Genomic DNA, 15,196 nt, shown 5'->3' on the forward strand with positions numbered 1-15,196 from the left:
GCTGCTTTCGCAGGTGATCGGGATTGCATTGGCAAAGGCACGCGCGATGCCTGCAGACGGCCGCCGAAGCGACTAGAACGTCGTGGTGAGGAGCGCCTCGTAGCGCATGCGGTTCGCCCCGTAGTTGCTCTCCGCGCTATAACTCGGGATGCCGAGCAACTGGATTGGCGCGTAAAGCGCCCTGAACCGGAACAGCGAGCGTTCGCCGAGCGTGAAACCGTAATTGAACTCCCAATCGTGGGAGGAGAGATCCCGCAATTGGAGCAACTGCTGCAGTGCCAGCATGGTCGGAAGCGGCTGTTCGCGTGTGCTGTAACGCAGGGCAAACTCACCCAAAGCGTTGCTGCGCCAAGCCGCGGAGACCGAGTAGACGTCCAGATTTTCCCAAGCGAGCGGACGACCCGACGCCTGCAGGAAGCTGGAGAAATCCGCAGGCAGCGAATAGCCCGCGAACGGCTGTACCTGCGAATACATGATCCGCTCGACATCGGCGCTCAGGCGGATGTTGCGCACCGGTGCCCAATCCACGCCAACGTTGGCGCTCGGCGGAATATCGAAGCTGCCCGCCTGACCAAAGACACCGCGATACGTGTAGAAATTGTCCATGGCCACGCGCGACTGGTAGCCCGCGCGCCAATTCAAACCTTCCGTCAATCGGCCGCCCAAGTCGAGCCGAGAACCGAAGCCGGCCGAGTTTTCCTTGCTGCGCAGAGCAGCCGGATTTTCCGCCCCCTGCCAGCTGTTCGGTTCAAAAGCAGACTGCATACCCTGCAGCGGGGCGAACAAGTCGAATTTCTGATAGGCAAGGATCAGCGAGAATCGCCAGTAGCCCAAATTGTCCAGCGGTTGGGTAAACGACGGCGCGACGATTGTACGGCGCAGGCCCGGCGATTGTTCGGGCAGCAAACTCCCCGCGTCGGCCGCCGCCGTGTAGATCGGCGAATCGGAAATGCGCGCCGTCTGCATCGCGACATTGAATGCCTTGGCGCCTTCAACCGAGGTTTCGGGGAAACGCGCAGCAGGAGTACGCGCCCAATTCGAGCGCGTATGCGTGAAAATCGTCGGCGGCTCGACTGCAGCCTCGCCCGGCTCGCGCGCCCAGGTGAAGTTCGACTTCAGACTGTTCAGCGCGTATTCGCTCCAGCTCTCGACCAGATCGCCGGATGTCGCCATTTCTTGCATGGCTGATGTACGTGCGGCAGCGGCGGCATCTTTCAACTTGCCGGCCGGCGCCGCCGCGAACGACAATGCGGCAGGCACGGTCAAGACCGCACCGATCAGCGCGGCAGGCAGGCGTTGCTTGAAGGTCGTTGACCGCATATCGTCCAGACGCACGTCCAGAGTTCTCCCCGAATCGGGCCGAATGTTGGCAAAAAAACCACATTTCGTCAAGACTCTTTTAACATTCTTTATTCGGCCAATTCCCCATCAGCCCCATATTTCGTGGCTTCGCATCTCCGCGCGTGGCTACACCACGCATCTCAACATGTCGTATTTGTGCAACATTTCCCATTTTCCGCATGCGCCGAACTGACCCACTTCCTTGTGTCCTGAGCATCGCCGGATCGGATTCCGGTTCGGCGGCCGGAGTCCAGGCCGACCTGAAAACCTTGCTTGCCCACGGTGTTCATGGGCTCACTGCCGTGACTGCCATCACTGCGCAAAACACGCAAGCGATCACCGCCATCCAAGTTCTTTCGCAGTCCATGTTGCTTGCGCAGCTCAACGCGGTGCTCGCCGATTTTCGGATTGCCGCGATCAAGATCGGCATGCTCGGCAACGCCGCGAATATCCGCCTCGTCGCACGCTGGTTGCGGCAACATCGCCTGCCTAACGTGATTGTCGACCCCGTGCTCGTCGCCAGCAGCGGCAACCGCCTGCTGGCGGACAATGCCATTGCCGTCCTGCGCCGCGAGCTGCTTCCGCTAGCACAGGTGCTGACGCCGAACGTGCCCGAGGCCGAAGCGCTGATCGGACGCCCTATCCGCACTTACGCGCAGATGCGCGCGGCCGCGCACCATTTGCGCACGATGGGCGCGCAAGCTGTGCTCCTCAAAGGAGGCCACCTCGGCGGCACCACAGTGCGTGACTACTTCGTCGATGCCGCTGGCGAGTTCGAATTCAGCCATCGCAGACTCAACTATCCGGTGCGCGGCACCGGATGCACGCTCGCCTCGGCGATAGCTGCCAACCTTGCCCTCGGCCTTGTGCCGCGCGAGGCCGTGGCGCGTTCCGAATACTACCTGCAGCGGGCGTTCCGGTCGGCGCGTCGGAACGGGCGCGGCGCCGGGCGTGTCCTCCAGCATCTGCCCGGGTGAACCCCTGACCGGCTTAGGTCCTGCGGGAATTTGGGATTTTTTCAGGATTTCGCACCGAGTTCGTACCTATTTAACCTGCGCGCAAGCAAGCTTTGATAGCGTTCCAGCATCGATCCACGAGGATACCGTCATGAGGATGATTTTCCTGCTTGCTCCGCTCCTGGCGGCGAATGCGAGCGCGGCCGAACAGACTGCGGTGCAGGCACAGCCGTTGCTGCTGCCGGTTGGACTGCAGACCGAAGCGAAGGCCATGGTGAAACCCACCGCCGTCTCCAGTCCGAAGATCCACGCGACCGAAGCGACACTCAACAGCGATGGCACGCTCACCGTCGGTTGCGTGGAGCGCCCGAACCCGCACGCGGTCAAGTCGCCGATCAAGACGATTTCGCCGGAGCCGCAGCAATGAATTTACGTATCCCTTTCTCCGCGCTCCTCGTCGTGCTGGGCACGCCGAGCGCGTTCGCTGCAACCGCACTGACGCCTGGCACGCCGCTACCGGTGAACTTTGCGCCGAACACGTTGATCACGAACGCCTACATAGACGTCGATGCCTCGGCGAAACAACTCACGGTCAATGTCGCCGGCACTGGCGGCGATGTCGACGTCTTCCTGCGCTATGGCTCGCCGTTCCCCGACACCGCCAACTGCTCGACCACGGCGACTACACCGTGCATGAGCTATGACATGATCCAGCGCTATGGGCAGTACCACTCGATGAGTTCGTCGTCGAACGAATCGATCGTGGTGACCAACGCAAGCACGATTCCTCTGACGGCGGGACGCTGGTACATCACCGCAATCAACGGTTCGAGCTCGAGTGCCACGGCAACGATCACGGCAACGCCGTCTTCGACGGTATCGACCGCGAACATCACGATCGATTTCGGCCATTCCAGCACGAACGCCACCGATCCGACACAGAATTGCGACATCGCGCCGTGGTCCGATGCGACCGCGGCAACGCCGGTCGGCAACAACCCGGGCACCTCGCTCGGCGACCAGCGCAAGAATGCCTTGCAGTACGCCGTGCAACAACTCGCGCAGCAGCTGAACTCGCCTGTTCCGATCAGCGTGCACGCCTGCTGGGCGCATCTCGGCGGCACAGCCTCGCGCGCCACGCTTGCACACGCCGCCTCAACCAGTCTCGCATTCAGCGACAACAGCTTCCCGATGCCATGGTTGTCGAAACAATTCACCTGGTATACGAATACGCAGATTGCGCGCATGGGCGGAACGAGCTACTGCGGCGCGTTCGGCGGAGACTGTACAAGCGCGGACCAGGACTACGGCAATCTCGTCGAAATCACGTTCAATTCCGATATCGGTACCGCTAGCGTGCTTGGTGGAAGCCCGTTCTATTTCGGCTACACATCGGATTCGAGTTCGAACTCGTCCGACTTCATCGCCATCGCGATGCATGAAATCACGCATGGCCTCGGCTTTCTCGGTCTCGCCAACACGGACCCAAGCGCGGGGCCGATCGGTGCGCGCGCGGGCATCACCAACGGCGCGACAACAGTTACCTACCAGAACTACGACGAAGGTCCGTGGGACGACGTTTTTGGCGACAACGTCGTCAATGTCGCGAGCAATGGACAAAGCTACACCCCGTTCTTCGGCTACGAGTTGAACAGCCAGCCGAACAACGCGGCGCGCACCGCGGCGATGACCTCGGGCAACACCGTCACCGCAACCAGCACCGGCGACCGCTTCGCACCGACCCTGCTGCGCTGGTCCGCTCCACTTGGGCTGAATTTTTCGGGGCAACCGACTGGTAGCCCGCCGACCAGCTTCCCAAGCCTGTACGCACCCTGCGACATGACGAAGACGACGAGTTGCAGCACCTCGGTGGGCTCGACGCTGTCGCATACCGTACAACAGGGCGACCTCATGAACGCGTTCTACAACGTCGGTCAGCAACGCGTAATGGGCCTCGCCGCACCAATGCTCGCCGCGATGGGCTGGTCCACCTCCGCCGCGCCCGCGGCGGCATTCGCCCAGCCTTTCACCGGCATCTGGTACGACCGCGCGCACAGCGGCCACGGTCTCGATTTCCGTCTGGTGTCACACACTCAGGACTACGGTGACGTGTACCTCGCCTACTTTTACACCTATGACGCCACCGGCTCGGTGGAGATGTTCGTGGCTCAAGGCAGCGTGATCGATGGCGTGTTCATTCCGAGCATCATCGGTGCCGACGGCAGCACGCTCGTACGTTTTCATTACGATCCGATCGCGAAGAAAGCAACGCCGACCACGAACACTGGCGGCAGCATCGTCGTCGACTTCAATCAGGCGGCGAATTCGCCGGCTTGCCGCAACACCGATCGCAGCAACGCGATCATGCTCGGGGTGATGAGTTGGTCGTTTGCCGACTCGAACGGCAACGTCACCGAAAAAGGCGATTGGTGCGTGGAACCGCTGACCACACTTGCGCAGAACGCGTCGCCCGATCGCGGCGGCCTCTATTACGGCGGGTCAAGCGATTCCGGCTGGGGCTTTTCCGTACTCGACGTCAACCGTGGCTCCGCGGGCGAGCAGGTGTTCAGTGTCCTCTATTATCCAGATGCGAATGGCAAACCTATCTGGGCGATCGCGAATATGCAGCCGTTCGTCAACGGTCAGACAATTCCGTTGATCCAAAATGCCGCGGGCTACTGCCGCACCTGCACGCCGGTGGCGCAAAATCAGGTACAGGCCGGCACGATCACGCTGAATTTCGGCACGACGAACACGGCGACGATCGTCGCGAACTATCCGGGCGGCTCCTTCACGCGCACGAATGTGCCGCTGGTCAATCTCGGCACACAATAGAGCGTGCGACCCGGCATAAAAAAGCCCGGCTTCTATGCCGGGCTTTTCCTTGTCCAGCTACTCAGCGCAAGCGTTCGATCAGCGCATCGGCAAAACTGTCGGTCGTGCCGCTGCCGCCGAGATCGGGGGTGACGCGATCCTTGGCCGCGATCGTCGCGCGGATCGCAACGCGCAGGCGGTTGGCCTGGTCTTCGAAACCAAGATGACCGAGCATCTGGCAGGCGCCGAGCAGCAGCGCGCACGGATTGGCTATGCCCTTGCCGGCGATGTCCGGCGCGGAGCCGTGCACCGCCTCGAAGATCGCTGCGTGCTCGCCGATGTTGGCGCCGGGCGCGAGACCAAGCCCGCCGACGAGACCCGCGCACAGATCGGAAAGAATGTCGCCGAACAGATTCGTCGTCACGATCACGTCGAACTGCCACGGATTCATCACCAGCTGCATGCAGGTGTTGTCGACGATCATCTCGTTGTGCTCGATCTCAGGATACTGCGCCGATACTTCGCGCGCGACCTTGAGGAACAGGCCCGAGGTCGACTTGAGGATGTTCGCCTTGTGCACGATCGTGACTTTCTTGCGCCCGGCGCTGCGCGCGAGATCAAACGCGTAGCGCACGATGCGCTCGGAACCCTTGCGCGTGATCTTCTGCGTCAGCGTCGCCGTATCGCCATCGGCCGACACCTGCTGACCTTCACCGATGTAGGCGCCTTCGGTGTTCTCGCGCACGGTAAGGATGTCGATGTTCTCGTAGCGCGACTTGGTGCCTGGGAACGAGATCGCCGGACGCACGTTCGCGTACAGGTCGAACTTTTTGCGCAGAGTGACATTGATCGAGGTGAAGCCCTCGCCGACCGGCGTGGTCAGCGGGCTTTTTAGCGCGACCTTGTGCTTGGCGATCGCATCGAGCGTTGCCTGCGGCAGCAATTCGCCGAACTTGTCCTGCGCGGCGAGCCCCGCTTCGACAACGTCGTATTTGAGATCGAGGCCAAGCGCATCGATCACGCGCAACGTGGCCTGCATGATCTCCGGGCCGATACCGTCGCCGGGGATCACTGCAATCGTGGTGGTCATGGAGTTACTCGGAGCGTGGAGGAACCGCGGATTATAAACGCTGACTTGATTCAGGCCGAGGGCCGGAACGGTGCGCTGGATTGAAAAGCGAAGATAAAACGAAGGCCGGCTATGCCGGCATGGCTTCCTGTTGATCCAGAAAATCCACCGCGCGACGCAAGTGCGGAATGACGATCGATCCGCCGACCACGAGGCCGACGCTGAACGCCTCGAAGAACTCGTCGCGGTTCACGCCGGCGTCGCGGCATTGCGCGATGTGGTAGCTGATGCAGTCGTCGCAGCGCAGGACCAGCGACGCGACGAGGCCGAGCAGTTCCTTGGTCTTCAGGTTCAGCGCGCCGTCCTTGTAGGTCTGCGTGTCGAGCGCGAAGAAACGCCGCACGACCTGGTTATCGTGTTCGAGGATGCGTTCGTTCATGCGCTTGCGGAATTCGGTGAACTCCTTGACCCGGTCCGCCGCTTTCGCCTCCGCCTTCACCGGCGCGCGCTTCGTCGCTTTCTTCGGCGCGGCCACAGCCTTTGCCGACGGCTTGCGCACGCTCATGCGGCCGCTCCAATCAGCTGTGCAAGCTTGCCGCTGCGCTCGGCCGCGGCGAGGTCTTCGAAACCGCCGATGTGCTCGCCGTTGATGAATATCTGCGGCACGGTGCGCCGGCTCGCCGAACGCTGCAGCATCTCCTGGAGGCGCGCCGGATCCTGGTCGATGCGGAACTCCTCGTAATCGAGCCCCTTGGCTTTGAGCAGGTTTTTTGCCGCAAAACAGTAGGCGCAGTTTGCGCCGGTGAAAATTTCGACTTTGGTGCCCATTTTTCGATTTCCTTCATGCGCAGTGCGCTTAGTCGAAGTGTGGGGGCTGCGCTGGCGGATTTCCAGCGTTGCGCGGGCTTGAACGCCGTCTGAGCGCAAGGAGCCCGTCAGGCCGCAAACAGTGGATGCGGAACCTTGGCAGGAGTAAGGTAAACCCCTGGTTTCCCCGCAGTCGCGTCACCCCCATGTTCACCAAGCATTTGCTGCCCACACTTCTTGTCGCCGCTCTCGCGACGCTGACCAGCCACGGCTACGCCGCCGACACGCGCCTGCCCAATCTGGGCAGCTCGGCCGGCAACATCGCCTCGCCCGAGGAACAGCGTCAGTACGGCTTCTACGTACTGCACGAGTTGCGCAACCAGAATGCGGTACTCGATGACGCGCTGCTTGCGGACTATCTCAACACGCTCGGCTATAAGCTCGTTTCCTACAGCCCGCAGCCCGATCAGCCGTTCACGTTCTTCATCGTGCGCGACAACGAAATCAACGCGTTCGCGCTGCCCGGCGGCTTTGTCGGCGTCAATGCCGGCCTGATCACGACCAGCGATACGGAAGGCGAGCTCGCTGCCGTGCTCGCTCACGAGGTCTCGCACGTCACCCAGAACCATCTGATCCGAGCGGTCGAAGCCGAGCAGAAGATGACGCCGCTGATGCTCGCTGGCATGCTCCTCGCCGTCGTCGCGGCATCGAAATCGAGTCCGTACAGCACGAGCAATTCGGATATCGGCGCAATCGCCGCCGTGCAGGGCCTCGCCGAGCAGATGCGCATCAATTTCACCCGCGCCGACGAGGCCGAGGCGGATCGCGTAGGCATCGCCACGCTGGCCAAAGCAGGCTTCGATCCCGACGCGATGGCCGGATTCTTCGAACGCATGCAGCGCGCACTGCGCCCGGGCTTCGACGAGAACGACATCCCCGCGCTGCTGATGGATCATCCGGTCACGACCACGCGCATCAGCGAGGCGAAGGCGCGCGCCGAGCAGATCAAGAAGGAATACCGCCCCGTGGTTACCGTTGGCGATGTGCAGGCCGCGCCGAAGGAACTTGCCGGCAAGGCCGACGTCCAGCCCGCGGTCGAGGGCAGCGCGAAAAACGGGTCCGCTACCGCATCGGCAGGAGAGGCGACGGGCAAGCCGGCGCCGATATCGACCGGCTCGCTGCTCGCCTCGATCGGCCCTGCGGCGCGGCCGAATCCGGGCGTGCTGCGTCCAGTCCAGCCGACCGCCGAGCAGCGCGCGCGCGCGCAGGCCTACTACGAACTGATGCGCGAACGCGTGCGCGTGCTGGCCAGCGCGCGCCCGGGCGAATTGATCACGTACTACGCCGACAATCTGCGCAACCACAAGGAATTCGACACGCCGGCCAACCGCTACGGCCATGCGCTCGCGATGATCCAGGGCGGCAAGGCCAAGCAGGCGATCGAACCGCTGCAGAAGCTCGCCGTGGCCGAGCCGGAGAACCTCGTCTTCCAGATCGCACTCGGCACGGCCGAGCTGCAAACGGGCGCGCGCGACGCCGCCTTGCAACGCTATGCGCGCATGCAGAAATCGTTCCCGAACAATCGCGCGCTCGCCCTCGCCCACGCCGACGCTCTGCTCCAATACGGCGACAAGGCCGCCGGCAAGCAGGCGCAGGAAATGTTGCGCTCGCAGATCGCCAAGGACGACGAGGATCCGGCGCTGCAGACCACGTTCGCGCGCGCCTGCGAACTCGCCGGCGATCCGGTGCGCGCCGGCGAAGCGCACGCGACCGCCGCCTATCTCAACGGCCGCGCCGAGGACGCGCTCAACCAGTTGAAGGACATTGCCAAGCGCAGCGACCTCGACTACTACCAGCGCACGCGCGTCGAAGCGCTGATCGCAGCGATGACCCCGCTCGTGCTCGACTATCGCCGCCACAAGATCCGCCCCGAGGACCAGGGCAAACTCATGGCGGACAGCAACTGCCTCAAACCGAAAACCGGATTGAGCTTCAGCGTGCACTCCGATTCAACGAACACGCAAAAGGATGCGTTCGCGCGCGCGGACGAAACACCGAATGCGTTCGACTCGCGTTTTGGCGCGCCACTCGCCAATTCGCGCGCATCGAAACTGTCCTCCGACCCGGCACAGGACAAGGATTCCAAGGCGAATTGCGGCGCACCGTCATTCAATCGTAACAATTGACGTTTGAAATACCGCAATCTGTCATAAAGCGCGCGCCCCGCGTCGCTACGGATTGACCTCGTGCAAAAAAACATCCTCATCGTCGAAGACGAACCCGCGATCCGCGACATGGTCGCCTTCGCCCTGCGCAAAGCCGGCATGGAACCCAGCCATGCCGCCGACGCGCGCGCGGCACAGACGATGATCGTCGAACGCGTGCCCGACCTGATCCTGCTCGACTGGATGCTGCCCGGCATGAGCGGCCTCGACCTCGCCCGCCGCCTGCGCAAGGAAGAACTCACGCGCGACGTGCCGATCATCATGCTCACCGCACGTGGCGAGGAGACCGACCGCGTCGGTGGCCTCGAGGCAGGCGTCGACGACTACGTGGTGAAGCCGTTTTCGCCGCGCGAGCTCATCGCGCGCATCAACGCGGTCATGCGCCGCACCCACGGCGTCGATACCGACGGCGTGATCGAAGTCGGTGCGCTCAAGATCGACAGCGCCGCGCACCGCGTCTACGCCGGCGAGGACAGCGTGCCGATCGGCCCGACCGAATACCGCCTGCTGCATTTTTTCATGACTCACCCCGAGCGCGTGTATTCGCGCAGCCAGCTGCTCGACTATGTCTGGGGTGGCAGCGTCTATGTCGAGGAGCGCACGGTCGACGTGCACATCCGCCGACTGCGCAAGACGCTGGAGCCGCACCGCTGCGACGACCTCGTGCAGACCGTCCGCGGCGCCGGCTACCGGTTCTCGACGACGCCGGTGGCGTGAAGTTCTTCCCTTCTCCGACGGGAGAAGGTGGCGCGAAGCGCCGGATGAGGGAAGCGCATTCGGAATTCAGCGAGTACGCACCCAGAATGCGAGATTCGCTCATCCGCCTTCGGGCACCTTCCGCCGGGTGGAGCAGGGAAGCGGAGTATAATTGTGCACATCCGCATTTCTGTTCATCTAGCCAATGCAGCTGCAATTCCTGCAAAGCCACGCATGGCAAGTCTCGCTGGGACGCTTCGTCGTCCTGCTGACGGTCGCGCTCGCGCTCGGCTGGTGGCTCGGCGCGGTCGAGTATGCGGTCATCGTCGCGCTGCTCGGTTATTCGCTGCGTTCGCTGGTCAGCCTGTACCGGCTGCAAACCTGGCTGCGCTCGCGCCAGCGCACGCCGCCGCCGGAAGACCGCGGCGTATGGTCGGACATCTCTACGTACATGCACATGAAACTGCACGCTGAACGTTCGCGCAAGCGCCGCCTCGTAAACCTGCTGCGCGCGTTCCGCGAGGGTGCTGCCGCGCTGCCCGACGGCGTCGTCGTGCTCGATCGCGGGCGTAGCGTGATCTGGTTCAACGAGGCAGCCGAACGCCTGCTCGGCATGGCCGCGCCGCGCGACCGCGGCGCGCACATCGACGATTTCCTGCCGCTGCCGGCCAAGACTTGGTTCAACGAAGATCCGACGCGCGAACCGTTGCGCGACGCCGCTTCGAACGTCAACGAGAGCGTGCGCCTGTCGTTCCGCCTGATCCCCTATTCCTACGATCACAGCCTGCTCGTCGTGCGCGACATGACGCCGCTGGCGCGGCTGGAACAGGTCCGTCGCGATTTCGTCGCCAACGTGTCACACGAGTTGCGTACACCGTTGACCGTGCTGCACGGATACCTCGAGATGCTCGAACCCGAAGTCATGCCGCAACTGGCCCCCGTGCTCGCCGACCTGCGCGGGCAGTCGCGGCGCATGACCCAGATCGTCGAGGACCTGCTCACGCTGTCGCGCCTGGAGGCACAGCAGCACATCAACGACAACGAACGCGTGTCGATGCGCGCGCTGCTCTCGACCCTGAAGCGCGAAGCCGACGGCCTGTCTCAGGGCCGCCATCACATCGATGTCGTACTCGCCTGCGAATCCGACCTGCGCGGCTCGACCGATTACCTGCACAGCGCGTTCTCGAATCTCGTATCGAATGCCGTACGCTACACGCCCGAAGGCGGGCGCATCGAAATTTCCTGGCAGTCGACCGCGAACGCTGGCGCGCGCTTCGCCGTCGCCGATACCGGCTATGGCATTCCGGCCGAGCACCTGCCGCGCATCACGGAACGTTTTTATCGCGTCTCGACCAGTCGCTCGCGCGAATCGGGCGGCACGGGCCTTGGCCTGTCGATCGTCAAGCACGTACTGCAGTTGCATCAGGCGCGGCTCGAAATCGAGAGCGAGCTCGGCGTTGGCAGCACATTCTCCTGCGTCTTCGCGCGCGAGCGCCTGCTCGCATTCGAACCATTGTCCGAGGAAGCGCAATGAGCGCCGAAGAATCCACCGTTTCCGTCAAGACCACACCGCGTGCCAACGGCAAGACCCACGCCGTTGCCGCCGCGACGGACGCCCCAGCGAAGTCCGTGGACGCGCTGGCCGAAGCCATCAACCTGCGCGATCCCTCGCTCTATCTCAACCGCGAACTCGCCCAGCTTGAATTCAATTTCCGCGTGCTCGCGCAGGCGCAGGATCCGTCGGTACCGCTGCTCGAGCGCATGCGCTTCCTGTGCATCTCCAACTCCAACCTCGACGAATTCTTCGAGGTCCAGGTCGCGATCCTGCGCCATCACGTCGCCTTCGGCGACGCCAAGGCCGGCCCGGATGGAACTTCTCCTGCGGAACTGCTCGCACGCATCCGTGCGCGCGTGCTCGAGCTGGTCAACGCGCAGTACACGTTCTGGAACGAGGCGCTGCTGCCCGAGCTCGATCGCGAAGGCATTCGCTTCATCGCGCGCGACAAATGGACGTCCAAGCAAGCGCGCTGGCTGCAGGGCTATTTCCAGAACGAGGTGCTGCCGGTGCTCTCGCCGCTCGGCCTCGATCCGGCACATCCATTCCCGCGCATCCTCAACAAGAGCCTGAATCTCGCGGTATCGCTCGAAGGCAAGGATGCGTTCGGCCGCGAAGGCCACATGGCGCTGCTGCGTGCGCCGCGCTCGTTGCCGCGCATCGTGCGCCTGCCCGAGGAAGTCGCCGACAAGCCTTACGACTTCGTCTTCCTGTCGAGCATCCTGCACCAGTTCGTCGACGAGCTGTTTCCGGGCATGAAGGTCACCGGCGCGTATCAGTTCCGCGTTACCCGCAACAGCGAGTTGTTCGTCGACGAGGACGACGTCGAGAACCTCGCCCTCGCACTGCGCGACGAGCTGCGCGGCCGTGGCTTCGCGCGTGCTTCGCGAATCGAGATCGCCGACACCTGCCCGAAGCCGGTCGCCGACTACTTGATGCACAACTTCGAGCTCGGCGAGTCGGACGTGTACCGCCTGCCCGGCCCGGTCAACGTCCACCGTATCACCGCGATCTACGACCAGGTCGAACGACCCGATCTCAAGTTTCCGAAGTTCACCTCGCGCCTGATCGCGCCGATCGTCACCGAACGCAGCCTGTTCGAGGCGATTTCGGAACGCGACATCCTGCTGCATCATCCCTACGAATCGTTCGGCGCGGTGACCGAGCTGCTCAAGGAAGCCGCCGCCGATCCCGCCGTGCTCGCGATCAAGCAGACGCTGTATCGCGCCGGCAACGATTCGCCGCTGGTCAATTCGCTGATCGATGCCGCGCGCGCGGGCAAGGACGTCACCGTCGTCGTCGAACTGCGCGCGCGCTTCGACGAGGAGGCGAACATCGGCCTCGCCAATCGCCTGCAGGAAGCCGGCGTGCAGGTCGTCTATGGCGTGGTCGGCTACAAGACGCACGCCAAGGTGCTGCTGATCGTGCGCCGCGAGAAGGCCGGCCTGCGCCGCTACGTGCACCTGTCGACCGGCAACTACCACACGGTCACCTCGCGCTTCTACACCGACTTCGGCCTGATGACCGCGGACAAGGACATCGGCGAGGACGCGCACAAGCTGTTCCAGCAGCTCTCAGGCCTTGGCCCCGTGATCAAGCTCAAGCGCCTGCTGCAATCACCGTTCACGCTGCACAAGGGCGTGATGGAAAAAATCGAGCGCGAGACCGAGCACGCCAAGGCCGGCAAATCCGCGCGCATCATCGCCAAGATGAATGCGCTCAACGAACCGAGCGTGATCGAACTGCTCTACAAGGCCTCGATCGCGGGCGTGCAGATCGATCTGATCGTACGCGGCGCGTGCACGCTCAAACCCGGCCTGCCCGGCATTTCGGAAAACATCCGCGTACGCTCGATCGTCGGCCGCTTCCTCGAGCACAGCCGCGTCTACTGGTTCGGCAACGACGGCGAACCCGAGCTGTATTGTTCGAGCGCCGACTGGATGGAACGCAACCTCCTGCGCCGCATCGAGACTTGCTTCCCGATCCTCGATCCCGACCTTGCCAAGCGCGTCTTCGACGAGAGCCTGGCCAACTACCTGGCCGACAACACCCAGGCCTGGGTGCTGCACGCAGACGGCCACTACGAGCGCACAACGCCCGGCGCCGACAAGGCTCACGCGGCGCAGCAGGCGCTGCTTGCGAAGATCTGCTGAGAAACGCGAGCACGACGCACCTGCTACGCAATTCCGGCAGTTTGTGGCTAGGCTGATTGCACCAGAAACCCCCGCATCTTGGCGTTCGCGCAATGTCCGTCACGCAACGCGCAAAGAACATCGAGCGATCTGTACCAACATCCGGTCGATCGCTTCGCCGTTCCCCTCCCTGGACTACGGATAGTACGCGTTCATGTAGCAATGGCCTGCGACTGCTTCCGCATCGTTCAGCTTGTCGAGTGTCCTTGCATATTCGTCGTACTGGGATGACGCCCGTTGATTGCCGTACGGATCCGAAATCATGATCTGATTTTTCGCCAACCCCATGGAGAGAGCGGCCTGGAGCAGTTCGCCCTCTATTCCGTAAGCGTACGAATACAGGACCGGTGCTCCTGGCGCTCCGCCATTTTTTGCCGCGTCGACGGCAACATCCACATGCGATTTCGCGTCCGCAAGATTCGCGAGCGCAATGCCTACATACTGATCGTTGCTCGCCACGCTGCCCTGCGTAGTCGCGATGTCTGTATTCACGCGTGCTTGCGTTGCAAGCAATAAATCGTAAAGGACGTTGCAAGCGTTCGAGGTGTTCTTGGCGTTCGCTGTGGATACGAATCCGATGAAAATCGCCAACATAGCCACGGCGGTTTTTTCTGTCAGTGCCTTCATGTTTTTTCCTCGTGAGTGGTTGAATGAGGCGAAATCAGAGCTACGGATGTATGGCATCTGCGCTTACCCATGCCTCGTTTACTAGCACGCAAAACCGCGACGGGAGGTGACACGCTTGTACGGTCCCACCGTTCCAGCCGGCAACGTTGGCCCAGTCGGAATTTGAAGCCGGTTCCACGATGCAAGAACGACCGGGCTAGGTGACAAAGGATCGACGAAGAATGTCGCCGCGATCGAGTACACTTGCGCACGCTAAGGGGAAACGCCGATGGGTGTGGCCGACGTCACCGAGCTGGTTCATGCCGCGGGCAACGGCGATGCCGCCGCGCTGCAGCAGCTGTTCGTGGCCGTGTACGACGAGCTGAAGACACTCGCGCACCGCCAACTCGCGCGCGGCGCTGGCGCGACGATCGACACCACTGGCCTCGTCCACGAGACCTACCTCAAGCTGGTCGTACCCGACGCACTCAAGCTGCACGACCGCGGCCACTTCTTCGCCACCGCGGCGCGCGCGATGCGTCAGATCGTCATCGACCACGCACGCCGCCGCCATGCCGACAAGCGTGGCGGCGCGCTGCAGGCGGTGACGCTGGTCGACGATCTCGACGGTGCCGGCCTCGATCCCGAAACGCTAATCCATCTTGACGCCGCGCTGACCCGGCTCGCAGCAATGGAGCCCGCTCTCGCCGAACTGGTCGAGTTGCGCTTCTTCGCCGGCCTATCGGTCGAGCAAGTGGCGGAGCTGCGCGACGTCGCGCCGCGCACGGTGATCCGCGACTGGCGCCGCGCGCGCGCCTTCCTGTTCGATTCGGTCCACCCACAGGCGTGAGCGGAATGCGCCTGGATTCGAATCGGGTGCCGGCCCGGAGGCCGCGCGTCGAGCACATCCGACAAGACAAGTGTCCTGCGACGGC

General features: G+C 63.0%; 14 protein-coding genes. 9 read left to right on the forward strand and 5 right to left on the reverse strand.

The features are described from left to right. Positions 1 to 72 precede the first annotated feature (72 nt). Positions 73 to 966: a hypothetical protein gene (locus F455_RS0100860; protein WP_157578361.1), complete on the reverse strand. Its 894-nt coding sequence runs from the start codon at positions 964 to 966 to the stop codon at positions 73 to 75. Between F455_RS0100860 and F455_RS22765 the strand changes: the two genes are divergently transcribed. The 4 genes from F455_RS22765 (at position 950) to F455_RS0100875 (ending at position 5,132) form a co-directional block, all read left to right on the forward strand. Further along, entirely contained in the window at positions 950 to 1,534 is a 585-nt protein-coding gene (locus F455_RS22765; RefSeq protein ID WP_157578362.1) for a hypothetical protein, read from the forward strand. The genes F455_RS0100860 and F455_RS22765 overlap by 17 nt on opposite strands. Continuing rightward, complete coding sequence (thiD, locus tag F455_RS0100865; RefSeq protein WP_026292933.1) at positions 1,521 to 2,318, forward strand: bifunctional hydroxymethylpyrimidine kinase/phosphomethylpyrimidine kinase; 798 nt, start codon at positions 1,521 to 1,523, stop codon at positions 2,316 to 2,318. Before F455_RS22765 ends, thiD begins: the two co-directional genes overlap by 14 nt. A gap of 130 nt (positions 2,319 to 2,448) precedes the next feature. After that, entirely contained in the window at positions 2,449 to 2,724 is a 276-nt protein-coding gene (locus F455_RS0100870) for a hypothetical protein (protein ID WP_157578363.1), read from the forward strand. Then, positions 2,721 to 5,132 (forward strand): hypothetical protein, encoded by a 2,412-nt coding sequence (locus tag F455_RS0100875; RefSeq protein WP_020684026.1) that lies wholly within the window; start codon positions 2,721 to 2,723, stop codon positions 5,130 to 5,132. Before F455_RS0100870 ends, F455_RS0100875 begins: the two co-directional genes overlap by 4 nt. 61 nt (positions 5,133 to 5,193) lie before the next feature. Here F455_RS0100875 and F455_RS0100880 read toward each other — a convergent pair whose 3' ends face one another. From F455_RS0100880 to grxC, 3 genes are all read right to left on the reverse strand, one after another. Next, positions 5,194 to 6,201, reverse strand: a complete 1,008-nt coding sequence (locus F455_RS0100880; protein WP_018971364.1) for an isocitrate dehydrogenase — start codon at positions 6,199 to 6,201, stop codon at positions 5,194 to 5,196. Between the two features lie 109 nt (positions 6,202 to 6,310). Further along, a complete protein-coding gene (locus tag F455_RS0100885; RefSeq protein WP_245539967.1) occupies positions 6,311 to 6,619 on the reverse strand; it encodes a carboxymuconolactone decarboxylase family protein in 309 nt (102 codons plus the stop codon). 122 nt (positions 6,620 to 6,741) lie between these two features. Further along, complete coding sequence (gene grxC, locus F455_RS0100890; protein WP_018971366.1) at positions 6,742 to 7,008, reverse strand: glutaredoxin 3; 267 nt, start codon at positions 7,006 to 7,008, stop codon at positions 6,742 to 6,744. A gap of 185 nt (positions 7,009 to 7,193) precedes the next feature. Here grxC and F455_RS19265 point away from each other — a divergent pair, with 185 nt between their 5' ends. The 4 genes from F455_RS19265 (at position 7,194) to ppk1 (ending at position 13,616) form a co-directional block, all read left to right on the forward strand. Continuing rightward, positions 7,194 to 9,173, forward strand: a complete 1,980-nt coding sequence (locus tag F455_RS19265) for a M48 family metalloprotease (RefSeq protein WP_018971367.1) — start codon at positions 7,194 to 7,196, stop codon at positions 9,171 to 9,173. Positions 9,174 to 9,233: 60 nt separating this feature from the next. Beyond that, positions 9,234 to 9,929: a phosphate regulon transcriptional regulator PhoB gene (gene phoB / locus F455_RS0100900; RefSeq protein WP_018971368.1), complete on the forward strand. Its 696-nt coding sequence runs from the start codon at positions 9,234 to 9,236 to the stop codon at positions 9,927 to 9,929. A gap of 184 nt (positions 9,930 to 10,113) precedes the next feature. Further along, positions 10,114 to 11,442: a phosphate regulon sensor histidine kinase PhoR gene (gene phoR / locus F455_RS0100905; RefSeq protein WP_018971369.1), complete on the forward strand. Its 1,329-nt coding sequence runs from the start codon at positions 10,114 to 10,116 to the stop codon at positions 11,440 to 11,442. After that, a complete protein-coding gene (gene ppk1, locus F455_RS0100910; protein WP_018971370.1) occupies positions 11,439 to 13,616 on the forward strand; it encodes a polyphosphate kinase 1 in 2,178 nt (725 codons plus the stop codon). Before phoR ends, ppk1 begins: the two co-directional genes overlap by 4 nt. Before the next feature lie 174 nt (positions 13,617 to 13,790). Here the strand turns inward: ppk1 and F455_RS0100915 are convergent, their stop codons facing one another. Beyond that, positions 13,791 to 14,282 carry a hypothetical protein gene (locus tag F455_RS0100915; RefSeq protein WP_018971371.1) on the reverse strand — a complete coding sequence of 164 codons (492 nt, stop codon included), beginning with the start codon at positions 14,280 to 14,282 and terminating at the stop codon, positions 13,791 to 13,793. A 268-nt stretch (positions 14,283 to 14,550) separates the two neighbouring features. Here F455_RS0100915 and F455_RS0100920 point away from each other — a divergent pair, with 268 nt between their 5' ends. Then, on the forward strand, positions 14,551 to 15,111 hold the full coding sequence (locus F455_RS0100920) for an ECF-type sigma factor (protein ID WP_018971372.1): 561 nt from the start codon (positions 14,551 to 14,553) through the stop codon (positions 15,109 to 15,111). The last annotated feature ends 85 nt before the right edge of the window (positions 15,112 to 15,196 follow it).

Origin of the sequence: Rudaea cellulosilytica DSM 22992, assembly GCF_000378125.1 — a bacterium.
GTDB classification, from domain to species: domain Bacteria; phylum Pseudomonadota; class Gammaproteobacteria; order Xanthomonadales; family Rhodanobacteraceae; genus Rudaea; species Rudaea cellulosilytica.

What these genes read in the sequence shown, in the direction of transcription:
- F455_RS19265 (WP_018971367.1), top strand. Translation starts at nt 7,194, where the DNA reads ATGTTCACCAAGCATTTGCTGCCCACACTTCTTGTCGCCGCTCTCGCG.
- phoR (WP_018971369.1), top strand. Translation starts at nt 10,114, where the DNA reads ATGCAGCTGCAATTCCTGCAAAGCCACGCATGGCAAGTCTCGCTGGGA.
- F455_RS0100885 (WP_245539967.1), bottom strand. Translation starts at nt 6,619, where the DNA reads ATGAACGAACGCATCCTCGAACACGATAACCAGGTCGTGCGGCGTTTC.
- F455_RS0100880 (WP_018971364.1), bottom strand. Translation starts at nt 6,201, where the DNA reads ATGACCACCACGATTGCAGTGATCCCCGGCGACGGTATCGGCCCGGAG.
- grxC (WP_018971366.1), bottom strand. Translation starts at nt 7,008, where the DNA reads ATGGGCACCAAAGTCGAAATTTTCACCGGCGCAAACTGCGCCTACTGT.
- thiD (WP_026292933.1), top strand. Translation starts at nt 1,521, where the DNA reads ATGCGCCGAACTGACCCACTTCCTTGTGTCCTGAGCATCGCCGGATCG.
- F455_RS0100875 (WP_020684026.1), top strand. Translation starts at nt 2,721, where the DNA reads ATGAATTTACGTATCCCTTTCTCCGCGCTCCTCGTCGTGCTGGGCACG.
- F455_RS22765 (WP_157578362.1), top strand. Translation starts at nt 950, where the DNA reads ATGCGCGCCGTCTGCATCGCGACATTGAATGCCTTGGCGCCTTCAACC.
- F455_RS0100920 (WP_018971372.1), top strand. Translation starts at nt 14,551, where the DNA reads ATGGGTGTGGCCGACGTCACCGAGCTGGTTCATGCCGCGGGCAACGGC.
- F455_RS0100860 (WP_157578361.1), bottom strand. Translation starts at nt 966, where the DNA reads ATGCAGACGGCGCGCATTTCCGATTCGCCGATCTACACGGCGGCGGCC.
- F455_RS0100870 (WP_157578363.1), top strand. Translation starts at nt 2,449, where the DNA reads ATGAGGATGATTTTCCTGCTTGCTCCGCTCCTGGCGGCGAATGCGAGC.
- ppk1 (WP_018971370.1), top strand. Translation starts at nt 11,439, where the DNA reads ATGAGCGCCGAAGAATCCACCGTTTCCGTCAAGACCACACCGCGTGCC.
- F455_RS0100915 (WP_018971371.1), bottom strand. Translation starts at nt 14,282, where the DNA reads ATGAAGGCACTGACAGAAAAAACCGCCGTGGCTATGTTGGCGATTTTC.